Below are 15303 nucleotides of genomic sequence, written 5' to 3' on the forward strand. Positions count from 1 at the left end.
GGTCTGCCCAAACACTGCCGAGCTTTATCCCCTTAATCCACCTTGCAAAACCGTTAAAACCTGTAGCCCAGCCCAACCATAAACACGACCGGATCGATACTGGTATCAATGCTGCCAACCGCGGTATTAACCTCGGTCTCGATATCGATATACCAGGCAGAGGCGTTGGCCAATAAATTGTCGTTAATCGCCATATCAATTCCTATTTGAGCCACCAGCCCCAGGAATCATCAAGTTCTACATCGGTGTTGCTCAGCGCGCCACGGCCTTCTTCATCAAAGAAAGTCGTATAGTTTATGCCGGCACCAATATAAGGACGCAGCTGGCTCTGGGCGTTACCAAAATAATATTGCCTCATCAGGGTCGGCGGCAAATGCTGGATTTTGGCAACCTCACCCAAACCCGCGGTGCTCACGGAATGCGTAAAGGGTGTCGCGGCAAGTAATTACAGCCCCCAGTTATCCGTCACCATATAAGACAGAGTCAACCCAATTGAGTATTGGTATCCGCTTCCAGTTTCCCGCTTCCCAGGACACTGGCAGAGCTGGTATCGGGGGTGAGGGTAGCGCTACCGGCCCGTACCAGAATATCACCGGCCTGATGGGCCTGTGCCACGGGGGACAATAATGCCGCTGCAACCAAGAGGGAAAATTTTTTCAATGCTCTGTCCTTTGCTGTTCTTAAATACGCTAAAAACGTGCCGCCAAGTCCGCCTCAGCGGAAACAGAGACATGTTGATTTAAAGCAAGTCAGGAACAGAAAACAGCGCTGGGGAAAAGTGGGCGATGTCAGGTAAATAATCAATGAGGGGACTGGTTTAAATATCGAGCTTGGGGTATATCTTAGGTGTTGAGTTCAGGCAGCGCTTTTGGCGTTGCCTGCTTTTTTATGGAGGTTTATATGGCTCAGCTGCCCCCTATTACCATTTCAACCCTGGATCTGGCCCGACTCGAGGCCCTGCTTGAACACCAGCCGGATTCGGAAGCAATACATCGGCTGGAAGACGAGCTGGATCGCGCCACCGTGGTGGAACCGGCCGACATGCCTGCGGACATAGTCACCATGAACTCGACCATCAGCTTTACCATGGCGCACAACAAGGACATCTTTACCAAGACCCTCTGCTACCCCCGGGATATGGACGGCGCCAAAGACAAGATTTCGGTGCTCGCGCCCATCGGCAGCGCCCTGTTGGGACTCGCGGTAGGCCAGAGCATCGAGTGGCCCGGCCCCCAGGGCAAGACCCTGGCCGTGACCATTACCGCCGTCGGCTATCAGCCGGAGCGGGCGGGCGATCATCAGTGAACAATAAAAAGGGCGCAAATAATGCGCCCTTTTTATTGTTCACTGCCTCGTCATTTAATGAACTGCCGGCCGGAACTGTTGCTCAAATGACAACCGCAAGGCATGCTTGGGGTTTCCTTGCCTGACCACCTGTATCCGATGAATAACCTGCTGGCCAGCTTGGCCTTTTCCATCACCATTACCGGCCCTATCTGTCTATTGCTGCTGCTGGGGATAGGCCTCCGCCGCACCCAGATGATGAGCGACGCTTTCATCGACGGCGCCAGCAAGCTGGTGTTTAACATCGCCCTGCCCATGCTGCTGTTTACCAGTATCGTCAATACCGACTTCAGCCAGATGGCCAGCCCATCGTTGATTTTGTACGGGGTACTGGCGACGCTGGCCGTCTACCTGCTGCTGGAAATCCTGGCCACCCGCCTGACGCCGCAAAAACCGCTGCGGGGCATACTGGTACAGGGTGCCTTTCGGGCCAATATGGGGATAGTCGGCCTGGCCTATGTAAATAATGCCTACGGCACCCAGGGGGTGGCAGCCATCGCCATGTATGTGGCCTGCCTGACCATCCTCTTCAATATCCTGGCGGTGGTCACCCTGAACCGCAGCCTGAGCCGGGACCAGGGCCTGCAGTTGGGCAAGATCCTCTCTGGTATCGTCAAGAACCCGCTGATTATCGGCATCCTTGCCGCCCTGCCCTTCGCCGCCACCGGCACCCCGCTACCCGATGTGCTGATGAAGACGGCTCAATACCTGGCCCAGATGACATTGCCGGTGGCGCTGTTATGCACCGGCGCCACCCTCAGCCTGAAACGGGGCAGCGAAGAAACCGGCCTGCTGATGCCGGTCGCCCTGCTGCGGCTGCTGGCGATACCGGCGCTGATCACCACCGGCGGTTTTATCATCGGCTTCCGGGGCGCCGAGCTGGTCATGCTATTTCTGATCAACGCCTCCCCCACAGCCGCCGCCAGCTATGTGATGGTGCGCGCCATGGGCGGCAACGCCGTGCTGGCCGCCAATATCATTGCGGTCACCACCCTGGGTTCCCTGCTCACCGCCAGCCTGGGTGCCACCCTGCTCAAGGGCTTGGGCTGGTTTTAAGCAGTCAGATACTGACCTTCCACCTCCCGGATTCGTGGGGAAGCAGACTCTGCAGACCAAATGCTTAATCGGACCGCTATTACCCCCGAAACAATACATTTTTGCACCTTTACAGATATTGTCTTCCAACGCCCGCCGCCCAGCCTATACTTGAATCCTCAGGGAGCCGTTGCGGCCCTATGACTAGGCCCAACGAAACAGCATAAACCCTAACACATAGGGGGGAAGGGCAATGGAAGATCGCCGCAGACACCCGCGCCGTAAAACAACCTGCAAAATACGCCTGAGTAACGAACACTTCGGGCCGATCAAGGGCAATATCAAGGACATGTCCGAAGGAGGCGTCTTTGTAGAAGCCGTCACCACCTCAGATTTCTCGGTCGGCATGCGGCTTGAAGCCGTGATCCTGGACTCAGACTGGGACCAAACCCTGCCATCGCTCACCATGAAAGTGGTGCGGATAGAAGCAAATGGCATTGGCCTGGAATTTGTCGGCCTCGATTAGGGTGTGTCAGGCTATTGTCCATCAATGACGCCGATACCCTGCCACGTCAGGGCAGGGACACACCGCCATGTCGTTACCGTGGAAGGGCCAGCCTCGCCTGCAAGCCACTGGCCCGCTCGATCCGCCTGACAATCGCCCGCTCAAGTATGCCCGGCTCGACAAACAGGTCGAGCCGGGACTTGGCTCGGGTGATGCCGGTATAGACCAGCTCCCGGGTCAGGATAGGGTTCAGTTCGGTAGGCAGGACCAGCACCGTATGGGCGAATTCCGAGCCCTGAGACTTATGGATGGTCATCGCATACACGGTTTCATGGGCCGGCAGCCGGCTGGGCCGAAAACCCTTGAGCGCACCGTCGGGCAGCTGAAACCAAACCCTCAACTCGCCGGCCGCATCCGCCAGCACTATGCCGATGTCGCCGTTATACAGTCCCTGGGCATGATCGTTTTCCATCACCATCACCGGCCGGCCGGCAAACCACTCCTGGCGGCCGATAAGCCCCTGTTTGACCAGCCCGGCAACTATGGCTTCATTCAATCCCGCCACGCCCAACGGCCCTTCACGCAGGGCCACCAGCAGCTGAAACCGGCCAAACAGTTTCAGCACTTCGACCGGCGGCCGGCCCGCCCTGATGGCCTCAAGATAGGGCCGATAACCCTGCAGACACAAGTGCAGCAGCTGACCGTAACCCTCACCCGCCAGCCCGTGCTGGGCAATATCCTGAAAATCCATCGCCAGTGTCTGGCGCAGGACCGCCACCTGCCCGCCGTTGACCGCCGCCGCCAGCCGGCCGATGCCGGATCCGGCATCGAAGCGGTAGCTCTTGCGCAGCAGGCACAGCTGGTCCCGCAACGGACTGCCCTCGGCAGTCATCCAGGCCGACAGATCCTGCCCGGTTACCCGCTGCAGCCACCAGCCGTGCTTCGGGCTGATGCCCTGTTCGGCGAAGGCACAGATGTCCCCCAGCACGGCCCCCGCCTCCACCGAGGCCAGCTGATCCCGATCACCCAGCAGGATCAGCCGGGCATGGGGCGGCAGGGCATCCAGCAGGCACGCCATCAACGGCAGGTCGACCATGGATGCCTCGTCCACCACCAGCACATCCAGATGCAGGGGGTTGTCCCTATGATGACGGAACCGGCGACGGCCCGGGATCACCCCCAGCAAACGATGCAGGGTACCCGCCTGATCAGGTATCGCCGCGATCACCTCCGGGGGCAGATCCAGGCTGTGGCGGGCCGCGCCTATGCTCTCGCTCAGCCGGGCCGCGGCCTTGCCGGTGGGCGCCACCAGCCGGATCAACGGCGGCCTGTCGGCCGTGCTGACCAGCAGCCCCAACAAGCGAGTCACTGTGGTGGTCTTGCCGGTGCCCGGACCGCCGGAGATCACCGCGAAGCGTCCCGCCAGCGCCGTGGCCACCGCCTGTTTCTGCCAGTTCAGACAGGCCGACTCGGGCACCAGCCGATCCAGCTCGTGCAGGACCTGGTCGTTGTCCGCCGCCAGTAACAACGTCAGGATAGCAGGCCAGTCCAGCGACGCGGACCTGACGATGTCCAGCTGATCGGCAAGCCAGCTCCGGCCGTCAAAGCCGGGCCCCCGCACTTGAGCCAGCCGCTGAAACAGCCCCCGATAGTCGCGGGCAAAGAGCGAATTCAGCGGCTCGCCGACCTCGGGCCGTGGCGCCGAATTCGGTTGCAGCAGCCAGCCGGCCACCGTCTGTTCATACTGCCAGTAACGGGCCAGGTAAAGGCGGCCGAGCTCCAGCCGCAGGGGCGCCCCGGGCCCGACCACGGGGCTCGATACAAGGCTGCCGGTCAAGGAGGGCAGCTCACCCAGCCAGGCCGTCAGGCCGGGGGCGTCCCGGGTCATCTGCGCCAGCCTGTCCAGTGGCAGGCACACGTGGCCGTGCCCCAGCGCCCGGCTGACCAGGGCCGCCGCCAGCACCACCGCCGGATTGGCATCATAGCTGCCGATAAACAGGGCAAACTGGGCGTCTATCGGCCTGAGTTCCCGGTCGGTGACCAGCTCCGCGAGTCGTTTACGCATGGCTCGGCTCCCCGGCAAACAAGGCATCCAGCCCGTTGATCAAGGCAGCCTCGGGACGGGTATGGAAAATGCCGGTATTGGCGCCCACTTTCATTCCTCGCAAGAACAGGTAGAAAACGCCGCCGAAGTAGCGCTCGTAGTCATAATCGGCGATCCGCAGCCGCAGCAAACGGTGCAGGGCCAGGGTATAGATCAGGTACTGCAGATCGTACCTGTGCTCGATCATCGCCTGCTGCAGGGCCTGTTGGCCATAGTCCGCCGGGCTGTCCCCCAGATGGTTGGACTTGTAATCCAGCAGGTAGTAGCGGCCCTGATGCTCGAACACCAGATCGATAAAGCCCTTGAGCATCCCTTTGACCCGCTCGAAACCGAGGGGGCCGGCGACCATCGCCAGGGGATCGTGCGCCTGCAACAGCCGGTTCAGCTGCGGTGCGTCCAGCCCGGCCAGGGGCAGGAAGAACTCCAACTCCACCTTTTTCTGCCCCTGGCCCAGCCGCCGCAACTGCAGGCCGGTTGCCAGCTCGGTATCCAGCACATCGGCAACCAGCTGTTCCAGCGCCGGCAGCCAGTGGGTTTCGTAACCGTTGCCACCCAGGCTCTCGGCCAGCAGCTGGTGTAGGCCATCGCCGACCGCCTCGGGGAAATCCAGGCGCTCAAATACCGAGTGCAGGAAGGTACCGGCCCGGGCGCCGCGGGGAAACCGGAAGATATCAAAGCCAGCGGACGGCCCTTCGCTACGCTCTCCGGCCACTTCCAGATCCAGTTGCAAGTATTCGAGCCGGCTGCCGGCTCCGCCCTGGTGACGGGACAGGGCCGAGTAGGAAGTCAGCCACCAGTCCCTGTCTATCCGGCCGTCAAACTCCAGGGCCGTCGGCGCAGCGCCCGCCTCGGCTGCCGGCTGGTAACTGGCCGCAACGGGCTCCAGCGGCTGCAGCAGGGCGGTATGCTCGCAGCTCAGCGCGGACAGGGCCTGGTCAAGCGCCTCTCCCCCCCCTTCACGTCCCAGTTGCAGCAGGTAGCCCAGGCCGCTGTGATGCAGATCGGTCGGCGCCTTCTTGCCGTTGCCGCGCTTGATTGGCGCGACTCCGATACGGGTGCCGTACACTGCCCGGGTCAGGCCCACATAAAGCAGCCGCAGATCTTCCGCCAGCCGTTCCCGATCGGCCTTTTCCCTGCCGGCCTGCTCATCCAGCAGATCCAGTATGGTCCGGCCGTCCTGATGATAAAGCGGGGCGCCGGCGGGTTTGAACTGGCAGATAAAGGGCAGATACACCAGGGGATATTCCAGTCCCTTGGACTTGTGAATGGTGACTACCCGCACCAGATCCTGCTCCGACTCCAGCCGCAGCTGCTGTTCGGCGGCCTCGCCATTGGGGCTGTCTATCTGCTCGCCCAGCCAGCGCACTAGGGCGTGCTCACCGTCCAGCTGCTGGGCCGCCTGCTGCAACAGCTCGCCCAAATGCAGCACATCGGTCAGCCGCCGCTCACCCTCGTTGAAGGCCAGCAGCCGGGGCGGAATATCCCGCCTGAACAGCAGGGTACGCAGCATGGGTAGCACCCCCTGTCGCTGCCACCGGCGCCGGTAGTCGGTGAACTCCTGCACCAGCCGTTCCCAGGCGTCTTCATCCTGATTGAGCTGGTCCAGCTCGACCAGGGTCAGACCCACTATGCCGGTGGCCAGCGCCGCCCTCAGCCGGCGATCGTTGCCCGGCTGCAGGCAGGCATGCAGCAGCAACAGCAGCTCACAGGCTTCCCGGGTAGCAAACACCGAATCCCGGCCCGACAGGTAGACGGAGCGGATCCCCCGCTCACGCAGGGCCCGGCGCACCAGGGCGGCCTCCCGGCCGGTACGCACCAGGATGGCGATGTCCCCGGCACTGACCGGCCGCTGTTCAAGCAGCGCCTCGCCCCGTTCGCCCGCCTCCAGCAAGGCATGGATCTCCTGGGCCGTCCACAGCGCCTGCTGTTGCTGATAGCGCCCGGCATTCACCACCTGCTGGTCGGCTTCCCGATAGAGCCAGAAGCCCAGCGCTGGCTGGCGTTGCCCCCTGAACAGCAGCCCCGGCTTGCTGCGGGCCGCCCTGACCGGCTCGAAGCTGATATCCTCCCGATAGATAAAGGCACCCACCTCGGCGTCGGCCCGGGCAAACAGGGCATTGGTGGCCGCCACCATCTCGGCGGTCGAGCGCCAGTTGGTGCCCAGGGTGTAGTGGTCCTCCACTTCGCGCCTGGCCTGGATATAGGTGAAGATATCGGCGCCACGGAAACCGTAGATCGCCTGTTTCGGGTCGCCGATCATAAACAGCCCGAGCCTTGGCTCATCGCCGTACAGGCGCCGGAAGATGCGGTACTGCAGCGGGTCCGTATCCTGAAATTCGTCGATCATCGCCACCGGGAACTGCTGGCGGATACGCTCGGCAAGCACCGGGCCGGCGTCCGCAGCCAAGGCCTCGTCCAGGTTGGCCAGCAGATCGTCAAAGGTCAGCTGGCCGCTGATACCCTTGGCCCGCTTGATACGCGTGCGCAAAACCCGGATGGCATGGGCCAGCACCAGATCGCGGATATCCCGGTGCATCGCCATAAAATCCTCGATCTGGCCGAACAACGGCAGGGTGGGTGGGCGACCGTTCTTGCTCAGCTTGTCCAGCAGCACGCCGAGGCCAAAGCGCGCCAGCTCCCCGGGCACCTCGTAATCCCGGGTCGGGGCCTGAGCCCACCCGCCTATCTTGTTGAGCCAGCCGGCAAAGTTCTTACCCGTGTAGCCTTTGACATGGCCTTCAAGCTGGCCGGCCACCTCCTCCGCCTGCCGCCGCCAGGCCTGCTTGAGCTGCTCTATGGCATCGATAATGTTCTGGTGGCGCTCGCTCAGGCTCTGCTCGGGCCCGGTCTTGATCTTCAGCTCGCCGTTGGGCAGATAGGGCTGTACCGCCGCCAGCAAGGCCTGGGGGTCCTTGAAGCTGGCCCGCACCATGCGTGCCAGGGAGGGCTCCAGCCGATAGAAATGGGCGCGCCAGAAGTCGGCCGCCGCCTCGAAACGCAGCCGCTGCTCGTCGGTAACAAACTCGGCCTCGAACAGGGTGCCGGATTCAAACGCATTCTGCTTCAGCATGCGCTGACAAAAACCGTGGATGGTAAACACCGCCGCCTCATCCATCTGCCGCTCCGCGGCCAGTAGCAGCCGGGCGGCCAGCCGGTGATCCGCCACCTCATCCAGCAGTTGCTGCAGCAGGGGATCCTGGTCTTCGCCACGGATAAAGGCCAGCCGGGCCTGATGGATACGCAAGCGGATGCGATCGCGCAGCTCTTCGGTGGCTGCCTGGGTGAAGGTCACCACCAGGATTTCATCCACCCCCAGGGCCCGGCTGTAACCGCAGTTGTCCGGGCCATGGCCGAGCAGCAGCCGCAGATACAGGCTGGCGATGGTATAGGTCTTGCCTGTGCCGGCCGAGGCCTCGATCAGCCGGTTACCGGACAGGGGAAAACGCATGGGCTCCAGCAGCTTACTCATGATCAAGCATCTCCATATGGCTCAGCAGGGGCCCGAAAATCCGCCGGGCCAGTAATTGCCAGTCTTCCCGGGTAAGCTCGAATTCGGGGAAGCTGCGGGCGATATAGGCGTTTTCCGCTTCCCCCGAAAACAGATAATCGCCTTCGAAGACCTTGCGGGCCTGGCTCATCGCCTTGTCCCGCATATCGTCTTGCAACCTGCCCTGTTCATCGAGGGCGAACTCGGCCCAAGCCAGGGCCGTCTTGGGGAAGAAGGGCAAGGGGGCGCGCATGCCCTCCTCCATCAGCGCCAGCAGATCGGCCAGCAGCAGCCTGGCATGGTCCGGCTCCAGGGGCAGAAACTTCCTGCCGTCGTCCAGGCCGAACAGCCAGCTCTCGGCGGGCTCAACCGCGCACAGGCACAGGTGTTCCAGCCATTGGCGCAGCAGGAAGCCGGCATTGAGGCTGCCCGGCCGGTAGCGGATCAGCCTCCCCTGATAACGCCCCTTGAGCCAACCGGTCAACAGCCGCCGATCAAAGCCCAGGCGGACCTCCACATCCTCATCGGCCCGGGCCAGCCAGGGCTCGAGCCGGGCCGCCAGCTGATTGATACTGCTCTGATTTTCCTCCAGCACCAGTTCACCGAAGACACCGCTGGGCAGGCTGCCGGAAGCCAGCAGACGCGCCGCCTGCTCTTTCACCGGCAACTGCCGCAGGCAGGCATCGAGCAGCACATCCCGCAGCCGGTAGCCGTCCAGATTATCCAGGCTGAACGGCTCGTCTATGGCAGGTTTGAGAGAATCCAGCTCGAACCAGACCTTCAGCCGGCGCTGGAAAAAATAGCTGCAAGGCAGCCGGAAAAAACGCTGCAGCTCGGCCAGTTCCAGCTCCTGCTCCGCCTGCCACTCCTCGGGCAAATCCAGTACGACCGCTTCGGCGACGGGTGCCACGGCTTCCTGCAGGGCCGGCAGCCACTCCCGGGCATAGGAGCCGGGCGGTTCGGCACCGAAATAGCGATGGCTGTAGGGGGTGAGCGGGTGTGCCCGGGTCAGGCGGGCCAGCGTACTCCGGTAGCTGGTATCCCCGTCTTCCTGCTGGTGGCCCTCGGGCACGAAACCCTGGCCGATGTAGTCAAGCAGCTCGGTCAACAGCACGGACGGCACCTTGGGGCTGTTGTCCTGCTGGCTCATGCCCACATAGGAGATATACAGCCGTTGCTGCGCCGACAGCAGCGCCTCGAGGAACAGGTATCTGTCATCGTCCCGGCGGGATCTATCCCCCTTGCGGTTGTCCTCCGCCATCAGGTCGAACCCCATGGGCGCCAGGCTGCGGGGATAGACACCGTCGTTCATGCCCAGCAGGCACACCATGGCGAACGGAATCGAACGCATTGGCATCAGGGTGCAGAAGTTGACCTGCCCGGCCAGGAAGCGCTGACCCGAGCGCTGGTTATTGAGGGCTTGCGAGAAATGGTCGGCGACCACCGCCTGACTGAGCTCCCCCCCGAAGCCGGCCTGATCAGCTTGCACCCTGAGCCTTTCTATCTGCTGATAAATCAGCGCCAGCAGGGGCTCCGCCTGCTCATCGGGCAGGTAGAGCCGCTCCAGCAAGGCGCCGAGCAGCGCCTGCCAAGCCACTATGGTATGGTCCTGACGCGCCTGCTGGATAAACTCGGACAGCACGTCGACAAAGGCCGCCAGCTTGCCCAGCAGCTCGGCGTCCATGCCCTCGATCTCGGTATAGGGCAGTACCTCGCCAAACAGCCGGTCCTCGGCCATGGCATAACCCAGCAGCATGCGCCTGAGGCCGAACAGCCAGGTATTCTGCGGCATCTGACTGAGCTCGAAGCGCTCGGCATCCGCGTCATTCAGGCCCCAGCGGATGCCGCTCTCCTCCGCCCAAGCCTTGAGCCGTTCAAACTGCTCCGGACTCAGTTCGAAACGGGCCAGTACCGCAGGGACTTCCAGTATTTCCAGCAACTCCGACAGGGTACAGCGGGCGTGGGCTAGCCGCAGCACGGCCAGGAAACTGAGCAGCACCGGGCTTTCCTGCTGGGCCGAGCGGTCCGACAGGGAAAACGGGATAAAACGTTCGCCGCTGGCGGCGCCGAATACCGCCTGGATATAGGGACTGTAGGCATTGATGTCCGGCACCATCACTACCACATCCTTGGGCGCAAGCCCGGGATCGGCTTCAAAAGCCTTGAGCAGCTCGTCGTGCAATACTTCCAGCTCGCGGATCGGGCTATGGCAGCTGTGGATCACCAGCGAGTCATCTTCCGGGATAATGATCGTCTTATGATGGCTGCTCGCCAGCCGCTCTTTATCCAGCACCGGCTCGGCGCTGTTGCGCAACTCCAGGATATCCTGTTGCAACCGGTGCAGCAGAGTATCGCCGAGGGGCTCGACGAAGGCGTCTATTTCATTGGGGCCCAGCTCCGCCAGCAGCCACAGATGATCCCGGCCCTGCTTGCCCATGGAAGCCAGCAGGGGGTTCCCCTGGCTGGGCTCTCCGTCCTCGTCAAACCAGTGTTCCAGCTCGGCCCCCGCCGGCAACAGGCCGATGTCCGCCACCGGCTCTCCCCAAGGACGGCGCCGCTGTTCCGCCACCCGCTGCAGCAGCTGCCGCCGAACCTGCCGCCTGTTATCCTGGATATCGCCCCAGTAATAACGGCAGGGGTTGGTCAGCAGCAGGTGTACATCCGTATGCCGGCCGAGGGCGTTGAGGGCTTCCAGGTATTTCGGCGGCAAGGCGGAAATACCGAAGATAAACAGCCGTTTGGGTAGCGAATGCCGGAGCTCGCCAGCGGCCAGGGTATCGATAAAAGACTGGAACAGGTTGGCCCTGTGGCAAAGCGACTGATCCAGCTCCCGGGTACGCGATACCAAGGCGCGCCACAGCACCGGCTGCCAGGGGTGGGCCTCGGCCCGCAGGCCACCCCCCTGCTCCCAGTCCTGTATCCATTCGGGCCGGTAGACCAAATACTGATCGAAGATATCGGCGATATTGCCGCACAGCTGGTAAAGCCGGCGACCAAACTGATCGTCGGCAAGGTAATGGCGCAACGGCAGGAAAGCCTCCTCCTTCAGCTGGCCAGGCAACAGGCTCATCAGCTTCCAGACCATGGCCTCTTTATTGAAGGCGCTCTGTTCCGGTACCCCTTCCAGGGTCTGGACAAACATCTTCCAGATAAAACTGGCCGGTAGCGGAAATTCGATATTGGCGGCGATGCCGAAGGTGCTCGCCAGCTCCAACTTGAGCCACTGGGCCATGCCCGGGTTTTGCACCAGTATCACTTCGGCGTCGAAGGGGTGTGCCAGCGGCTCCATCCGAATCAAAGACACCATCAGCTCTTTGAGAACATCCAGCCGATTGGAATGGTAAAGAGTAAACATATGCTGCGCCAGCTGCCGAACGAAGAGAGAATTGTTAAACAATAACGGCGGGGAAGCAATGTGGGCTTCGTACTTGCCGCTTGCCCACAGGCCGGGCGCCTGGCCCCCGGTACCGCCCTGAACAAGGAAAAACACCGATGGTTTTAAGCGAACCGCTTATTTTTTGCGATGTGCTGCGCTATCGTCTAGCTATCACACCCTGATACTTCAACTCTTTTGAATATGTCCCGAGATAAATCACTGACCCTGGAAGCGCTGCGCGTGCTGGATGCCATAGAACGCAGGGGCAGCTTTGCCGCCGCCGCCGATGAACTGGGCAAGGTGCCTTCCGCCCTCAGCTACACCATACAGAAACTGGAAGATGAACTGGATCTGGCGTTGTTCGACCGCTCCGGCCACAAGACCCAGTTCACCCCCGTCGGCCGCCTGATGCTGGAACGCGGCCGGCAGTTGCTACATGCCGCCAGCCAGCTGGTGGCTGACGCCAGGGCACTGGAGCGCGGCTGGGAGACCCAACTCACCCTGGCCATAGACGGCATCATGCCGAGCAGCCGGATATTTCCCGTGCTGGATGCCCTGTCGAAACAGACCGACACCGACATCCGGCTGGCCCATGAGGTGCTGGCTGGCACCTGGGAAGCACTGGAAACCGGTCGTGCCGACCTGGCCATTACGCCGTTGCGGAAAGATACGGTGACCAGCCCCGGGATCAAGACCCAGTTCCTATATCGTGAAACCTTTGTCTATGTGGCCCATCCCGATCATCCGATCCATCAGGAAAACGGCCCACTGACCGAGGAAGTATTGTCGCGCTACCGGGCTATCGCCGTGGCCGATACCGCCCGTTTCAAGCCACCGCTGACCTTCCGGCTGTTCGACAAGCAGTCGCGACTGACGGTCAGTACCATGCAGGACAAGATCAGTGCGATGAAAGCGGGCCTGGGGATCTCTTCCATCCCCTTGGGGTGGCTGGGAGACATGCTGGAAACCGGCGAGCTGAAGGAAGTGTCACCCAGCTGCCGGGAAACCACGAACGTGGTGCTGGCCTGGCGCCGGGACTCCATGGGCAAGGCCAAGAGCTGGCTTATCCGCCAGCTTCCGGCCCTGTTCCTGGAACAAAACGATCAGGCTGTGCCGCACAATGGATGAACAATAACGGGCTGTGCCCTAAAGGTCGATCAGCAGGCCCTTTTCCAGCGATCTGTCCAGCAAGTGATTAAACAGCTGCCACAATGGCTGGGAGGCCTGCTCGATGATCGCCAGCTTGTCCTGCACCTGGGTCTTGGTAACACCCGCCTCGGTCCAGCTTTTACCCTGGGTATGGGAGTTGAGGATAAAGGGCAATATCCTGTCTACCGCGTTGGCGAAGACCGCATTGGCCGTTTCTGCCGTTTCATACTCCAGCCAGTAATCCAGGTATTCAGCCGCCTGCTCTGCCGGCAACAGGCCGAAGATCTTTTTGGCGGCGGCCAGCTCCCGCTCATATTTACCCTGGTTGGCCTGCTCGTCGAACAGGAAGGTATCACCGGCGTAGATCTCGACCAGATCATGGATACTCAGCATCCGGATGATATGCAGCAAATCCAGCTGTTCCCGATGATCCGCATGCTCGAAGGCTATCTGAGCAAACAGCACTATCTGCCAACTGTGCTCGGCGGTGTTTTCCCTGCGGCTGTCATCGGCGTTAAAATTCCGACGGATAACATTTTTTAATTTATCGACTTCCAGCAGGAAGGCGAGCTGACGTGTCAATCCTGGCTTCATCATACTGTCATTCATGCCCATTATACTCGCCTGCGTTTAGGCAGGTATTGATCCAGCCAGCCAAGCAAGCTGTCCATAACCCCGGTCAGCAGCAACCAGCTTAAACCGAAGGCGGCAACAGAGAAGGCGCCGACATAAATGTCGGTCAACCAGTGGGCTCCCCCCATCACCCTGGGAGCGGAGAAAACCAGCACGAACAGGCCGCCCCACAAGCCCGCCTTCCAGGACAGATAACGCCAGACAAAAGCGGTGAAGATCATCAGCATCAGGCCATGATCACCGGGGAAGCTATCGCCGGAGGAATCCTTGGTCTTGAACCCCGCCAGTTCGGTGAGGCGATAAACGCCTTCAAAGGTCAGGGTCGGGCTGGGCCTGTCGACGGGAATGGCCCGCCCCAGCTGGTTCAGGCCCACCGCCGTCAGCAGCATCAGCAGACCAAGCAGCAGCAACCGCCGCTTCTGTTCCGGTGTCGCCTTGCGATAATAGCTGTAATAAAGCAGTCCCATGGCGGCTATGGCGACCAGATCAAAGGCCCTGTTATTGGCGATACCAATCACATTGACCCAGGCCTGGCTCTCGCCCAGCTTGTTGTTGAAATAGTAGAAAACGCGGCTGTCAATATCGAACCAGAAGCCATGGTTCGGCAGCCAGAACCAGCTTGCCAATATCGCTATCGCCACCAGGTTCCAGGCGATGAGCCTGACTACTTTGCTGTGCATGTATCGCTCCCGTAAAAAACGGATATTGTACGGGATCCGTCATCGTCATGGCAGCAGCTGGCAGGCTTTTCACCGCCCATTAGGCAACCGCACCGGTATTCCCGGCCCCTCGTCTCGGGGCTGCTCGTGGGCCGGTACGGGGACAGCGGCGGCTGTCTGTGCTTAACTGTTCTACACCGGCAGGGAAAAGCATCGCCGGAAACTCCGGTCTGATCCAGAACTTCACCTGGGCGGTTACCAAGGGAAGCAACCACATGGCAAAACACCGAATAATACTCCACCTATTAACGACCCTGGTCCTGCTGAACGGTTGTTCCGACGATGGCTGGCGCCATGCCAGCCGCGACCCGGCAGGCATGGCGCCGGATCCGGCTAACACGCCGGAGGCAGTCATCCAGGTTTATGGCGCCGATGCCTGGGGTTGGCGCGGCTGGTTTGCCATTCATACCTGGATTGCCGTCAAACCGGCCAACGCCTCCCAGTACACTGTATATGAGGTCGTCGGATGGCGGGCTCAGCGGGGTCTGCCGGCCCTACGGATCACTCAGGACCATCCGGATCGTTACTGGTACGGCGCCAAGCCGAGAATATTGCTGGATAAACGTGGCGAAGGCGTCGGCATGCTGATCAGCAAGATCGAGCGGGTCGTCGATAAATATCCCTGGAAAGACAGGTACCGCCTCTTCCCGGGACCAAACAGCAACACCTTTCCCGCCTGGGTCGCCAGGCAGGTGCCGGAGCTGGGCCTGGAGCTCCCCTTCAACGCCATTGGCAGCGGCTGGGCGGATCAAGCCCAGCAGTTTCATTAACGGGGAATAATGGCCGGGTGGCAAAGGATTGCCTTTGAAGGTCGAGGAGCCAGCGCCGATTTCTTCCAAGAGGTCCGGCGCAGCCGTAAACAAAAAAGCCCTGACCGTCAGGTCAGGGCTTTTTGTTTGATGGCGGAGCGGACGGGACTCGAACCCGCGACCCCCGGCGTGACAGGCCGGT

10 protein-coding genes and 1 pseudogene are annotated in these 15303 nt (G+C 61.4%); 5 read left to right on the plus strand and 6 right to left on the minus strand.

What is annotated here, in order from left to right; translation table 11 throughout:
• Positions 1–53: 53 nt before the first annotated feature.
• Positions 54–660: pseudogene (locus tag ABD806_RS17850) on the minus strand (OmpW family outer membrane protein).
• Between the two features lie 240 nt (positions 661–900).
• Between ABD806_RS17850 and rnk the strand changes: the two are divergent.
• The 3 genes from rnk to ABD806_RS17865 all read left to right on the plus strand — a co-directional run bounded on the left by rnk (position 901) and on the right by ABD806_RS17865 (position 2905).
• On the plus strand, positions 901–1305 hold the full coding sequence (rnk, locus tag ABD806_RS17855) for a nucleoside diphosphate kinase regulator (protein ID WP_344960181.1): 405 nt from the start codon (positions 901–903) through the stop codon (positions 1303–1305).
• A gap of 138 nt (positions 1306–1443) precedes the next feature.
• Positions 1444–2400, plus strand: coding sequence for an AEC family transporter (locus ABD806_RS17860; protein ID WP_344960195.1), 957 nt, complete (start codon positions 1444–1446; stop codon positions 2398–2400).
• A 232-nt stretch (positions 2401–2632) separates the two neighbouring features.
• Complete coding sequence (locus ABD806_RS17865; RefSeq protein ID WP_344960182.1) at positions 2633–2905, plus strand: PilZ domain-containing protein; 273 nt, start codon at positions 2633–2635, stop codon at positions 2903–2905.
• 73 nt (positions 2906–2978) lie between these two features.
• Here ABD806_RS17865 and recD read toward each other — a convergent pair whose 3' ends face one another.
• Genes recD through recC form a run of 3 tightly spaced genes read right to left on the minus strand, consistent with a single transcriptional unit; the run spans position 2979 to position 11830 of the window.
• On the minus strand, positions 2979–4949 hold the full coding sequence (gene recD, locus ABD806_RS17870; protein WP_344960183.1) for an exodeoxyribonuclease V subunit alpha: 1971 nt from the start codon (positions 4947–4949) through the stop codon (positions 2979–2981).
• Complete coding sequence (gene recB / locus ABD806_RS17875; protein ID WP_344960184.1) at positions 4942–8457, minus strand: exodeoxyribonuclease V subunit beta; 3516 nt, start codon at positions 8455–8457, stop codon at positions 4942–4944. The genes recD and recB overlap by 8 nt, the downstream gene beginning before the upstream one ends.
• Positions 8450–11830, minus strand: a complete 3381-nt coding sequence (recC, locus tag ABD806_RS17880) for an exodeoxyribonuclease V subunit gamma (RefSeq protein WP_344960185.1) — start codon at positions 11828–11830, stop codon at positions 8450–8452. The genes recB and recC overlap by 8 nt, the downstream gene beginning before the upstream one ends.
• A 222-nt stretch (positions 11831–12052) precedes the next feature.
• On the opposite strand from recC, the gene ABD806_RS17885 reads away from it, so the two are divergent.
• Complete coding sequence (locus tag ABD806_RS17885; protein ID WP_344960186.1) at positions 12053–12979, plus strand: LysR family transcriptional regulator; 927 nt, start codon at positions 12053–12055, stop codon at positions 12977–12979.
• An 18-nt stretch (positions 12980–12997) separates the two neighbouring features.
• Here the strand turns inward: ABD806_RS17885 and ABD806_RS17890 are convergent, their stop codons facing one another.
• A complete protein-coding gene (locus tag ABD806_RS17890) occupies positions 12998–13609 on the minus strand; it encodes an HD domain-containing protein (protein WP_344960187.1) in 612 nt (203 codons plus the stop codon).
• A 5-nt stretch (positions 13610–13614) separates the two neighbouring features.
• Positions 13615–14313 (minus strand): phosphatase PAP2 family protein, encoded by a 699-nt coding sequence (locus ABD806_RS17895; RefSeq protein WP_344960188.1) that lies wholly within the window; start codon positions 14311–14313, stop codon positions 13615–13617.
• A gap of 254 nt (positions 14314–14567) precedes the next feature.
• On the opposite strand from ABD806_RS17895, the gene ABD806_RS17900 reads away from it, so the two are divergent.
• Complete coding sequence (locus ABD806_RS17900) at positions 14568–15122, plus strand: DUF3750 domain-containing protein (RefSeq protein ID WP_344960189.1); 555 nt, start codon at positions 14568–14570, stop codon at positions 15120–15122.
• Positions 15123–15303 lie beyond the last annotated feature (181 nt).

Source organism: Zobellella aerophila, assembly GCF_039539325.1.
GTDB classification, from domain to species: Bacteria; Pseudomonadota; Gammaproteobacteria; order Enterobacterales; family Aeromonadaceae; genus Oceanimonas; species Oceanimonas aerophila.

Coding starts and splice junctions, on each gene's coding strand:
- recC (WP_344960185.1), bottom strand. CDS start 11,830: ATGTTTACTCTTTACCATTCCAATCGGCTGGATGTTCTCAAAGAGCTG.
- ABD806_RS17890 (WP_344960187.1), bottom strand. CDS start 13,609: ATGAATGACAGTATGATGAAGCCAGGATTGACACGTCAGCTCGCCTTC.
- ABD806_RS17865 (WP_344960182.1), top strand. CDS start 2,633: ATGGAAGATCGCCGCAGACACCCGCGCCGTAAAACAACCTGCAAAATA.
- ABD806_RS17885 (WP_344960186.1), top strand. CDS start 12,053: ATGTCCCGAGATAAATCACTGACCCTGGAAGCGCTGCGCGTGCTGGAT.
- rnk (WP_344960181.1), top strand. CDS start 901: ATGGCTCAGCTGCCCCCTATTACCATTTCAACCCTGGATCTGGCCCGA.
- ABD806_RS17900 (WP_344960189.1), top strand. CDS start 14,568: ATGGCAAAACACCGAATAATACTCCACCTATTAACGACCCTGGTCCTG.
- recD (WP_344960183.1), bottom strand. CDS start 4,949: ATGCGTAAACGACTCGCGGAGCTGGTCACCGACCGGGAACTCAGGCCG.
- recB (WP_344960184.1), bottom strand. CDS start 8,457: ATGAGTAAGCTGCTGGAGCCCATGCGTTTTCCCCTGTCCGGTAACCGG.
- ABD806_RS17895 (WP_344960188.1), bottom strand. CDS start 14,313: ATGCACAGCAAAGTAGTCAGGCTCATCGCCTGGAACCTGGTGGCGATA.
- ABD806_RS17860 (WP_344960195.1), top strand. CDS start 1,444: ATGAATAACCTGCTGGCCAGCTTGGCCTTTTCCATCACCATTACCGGC.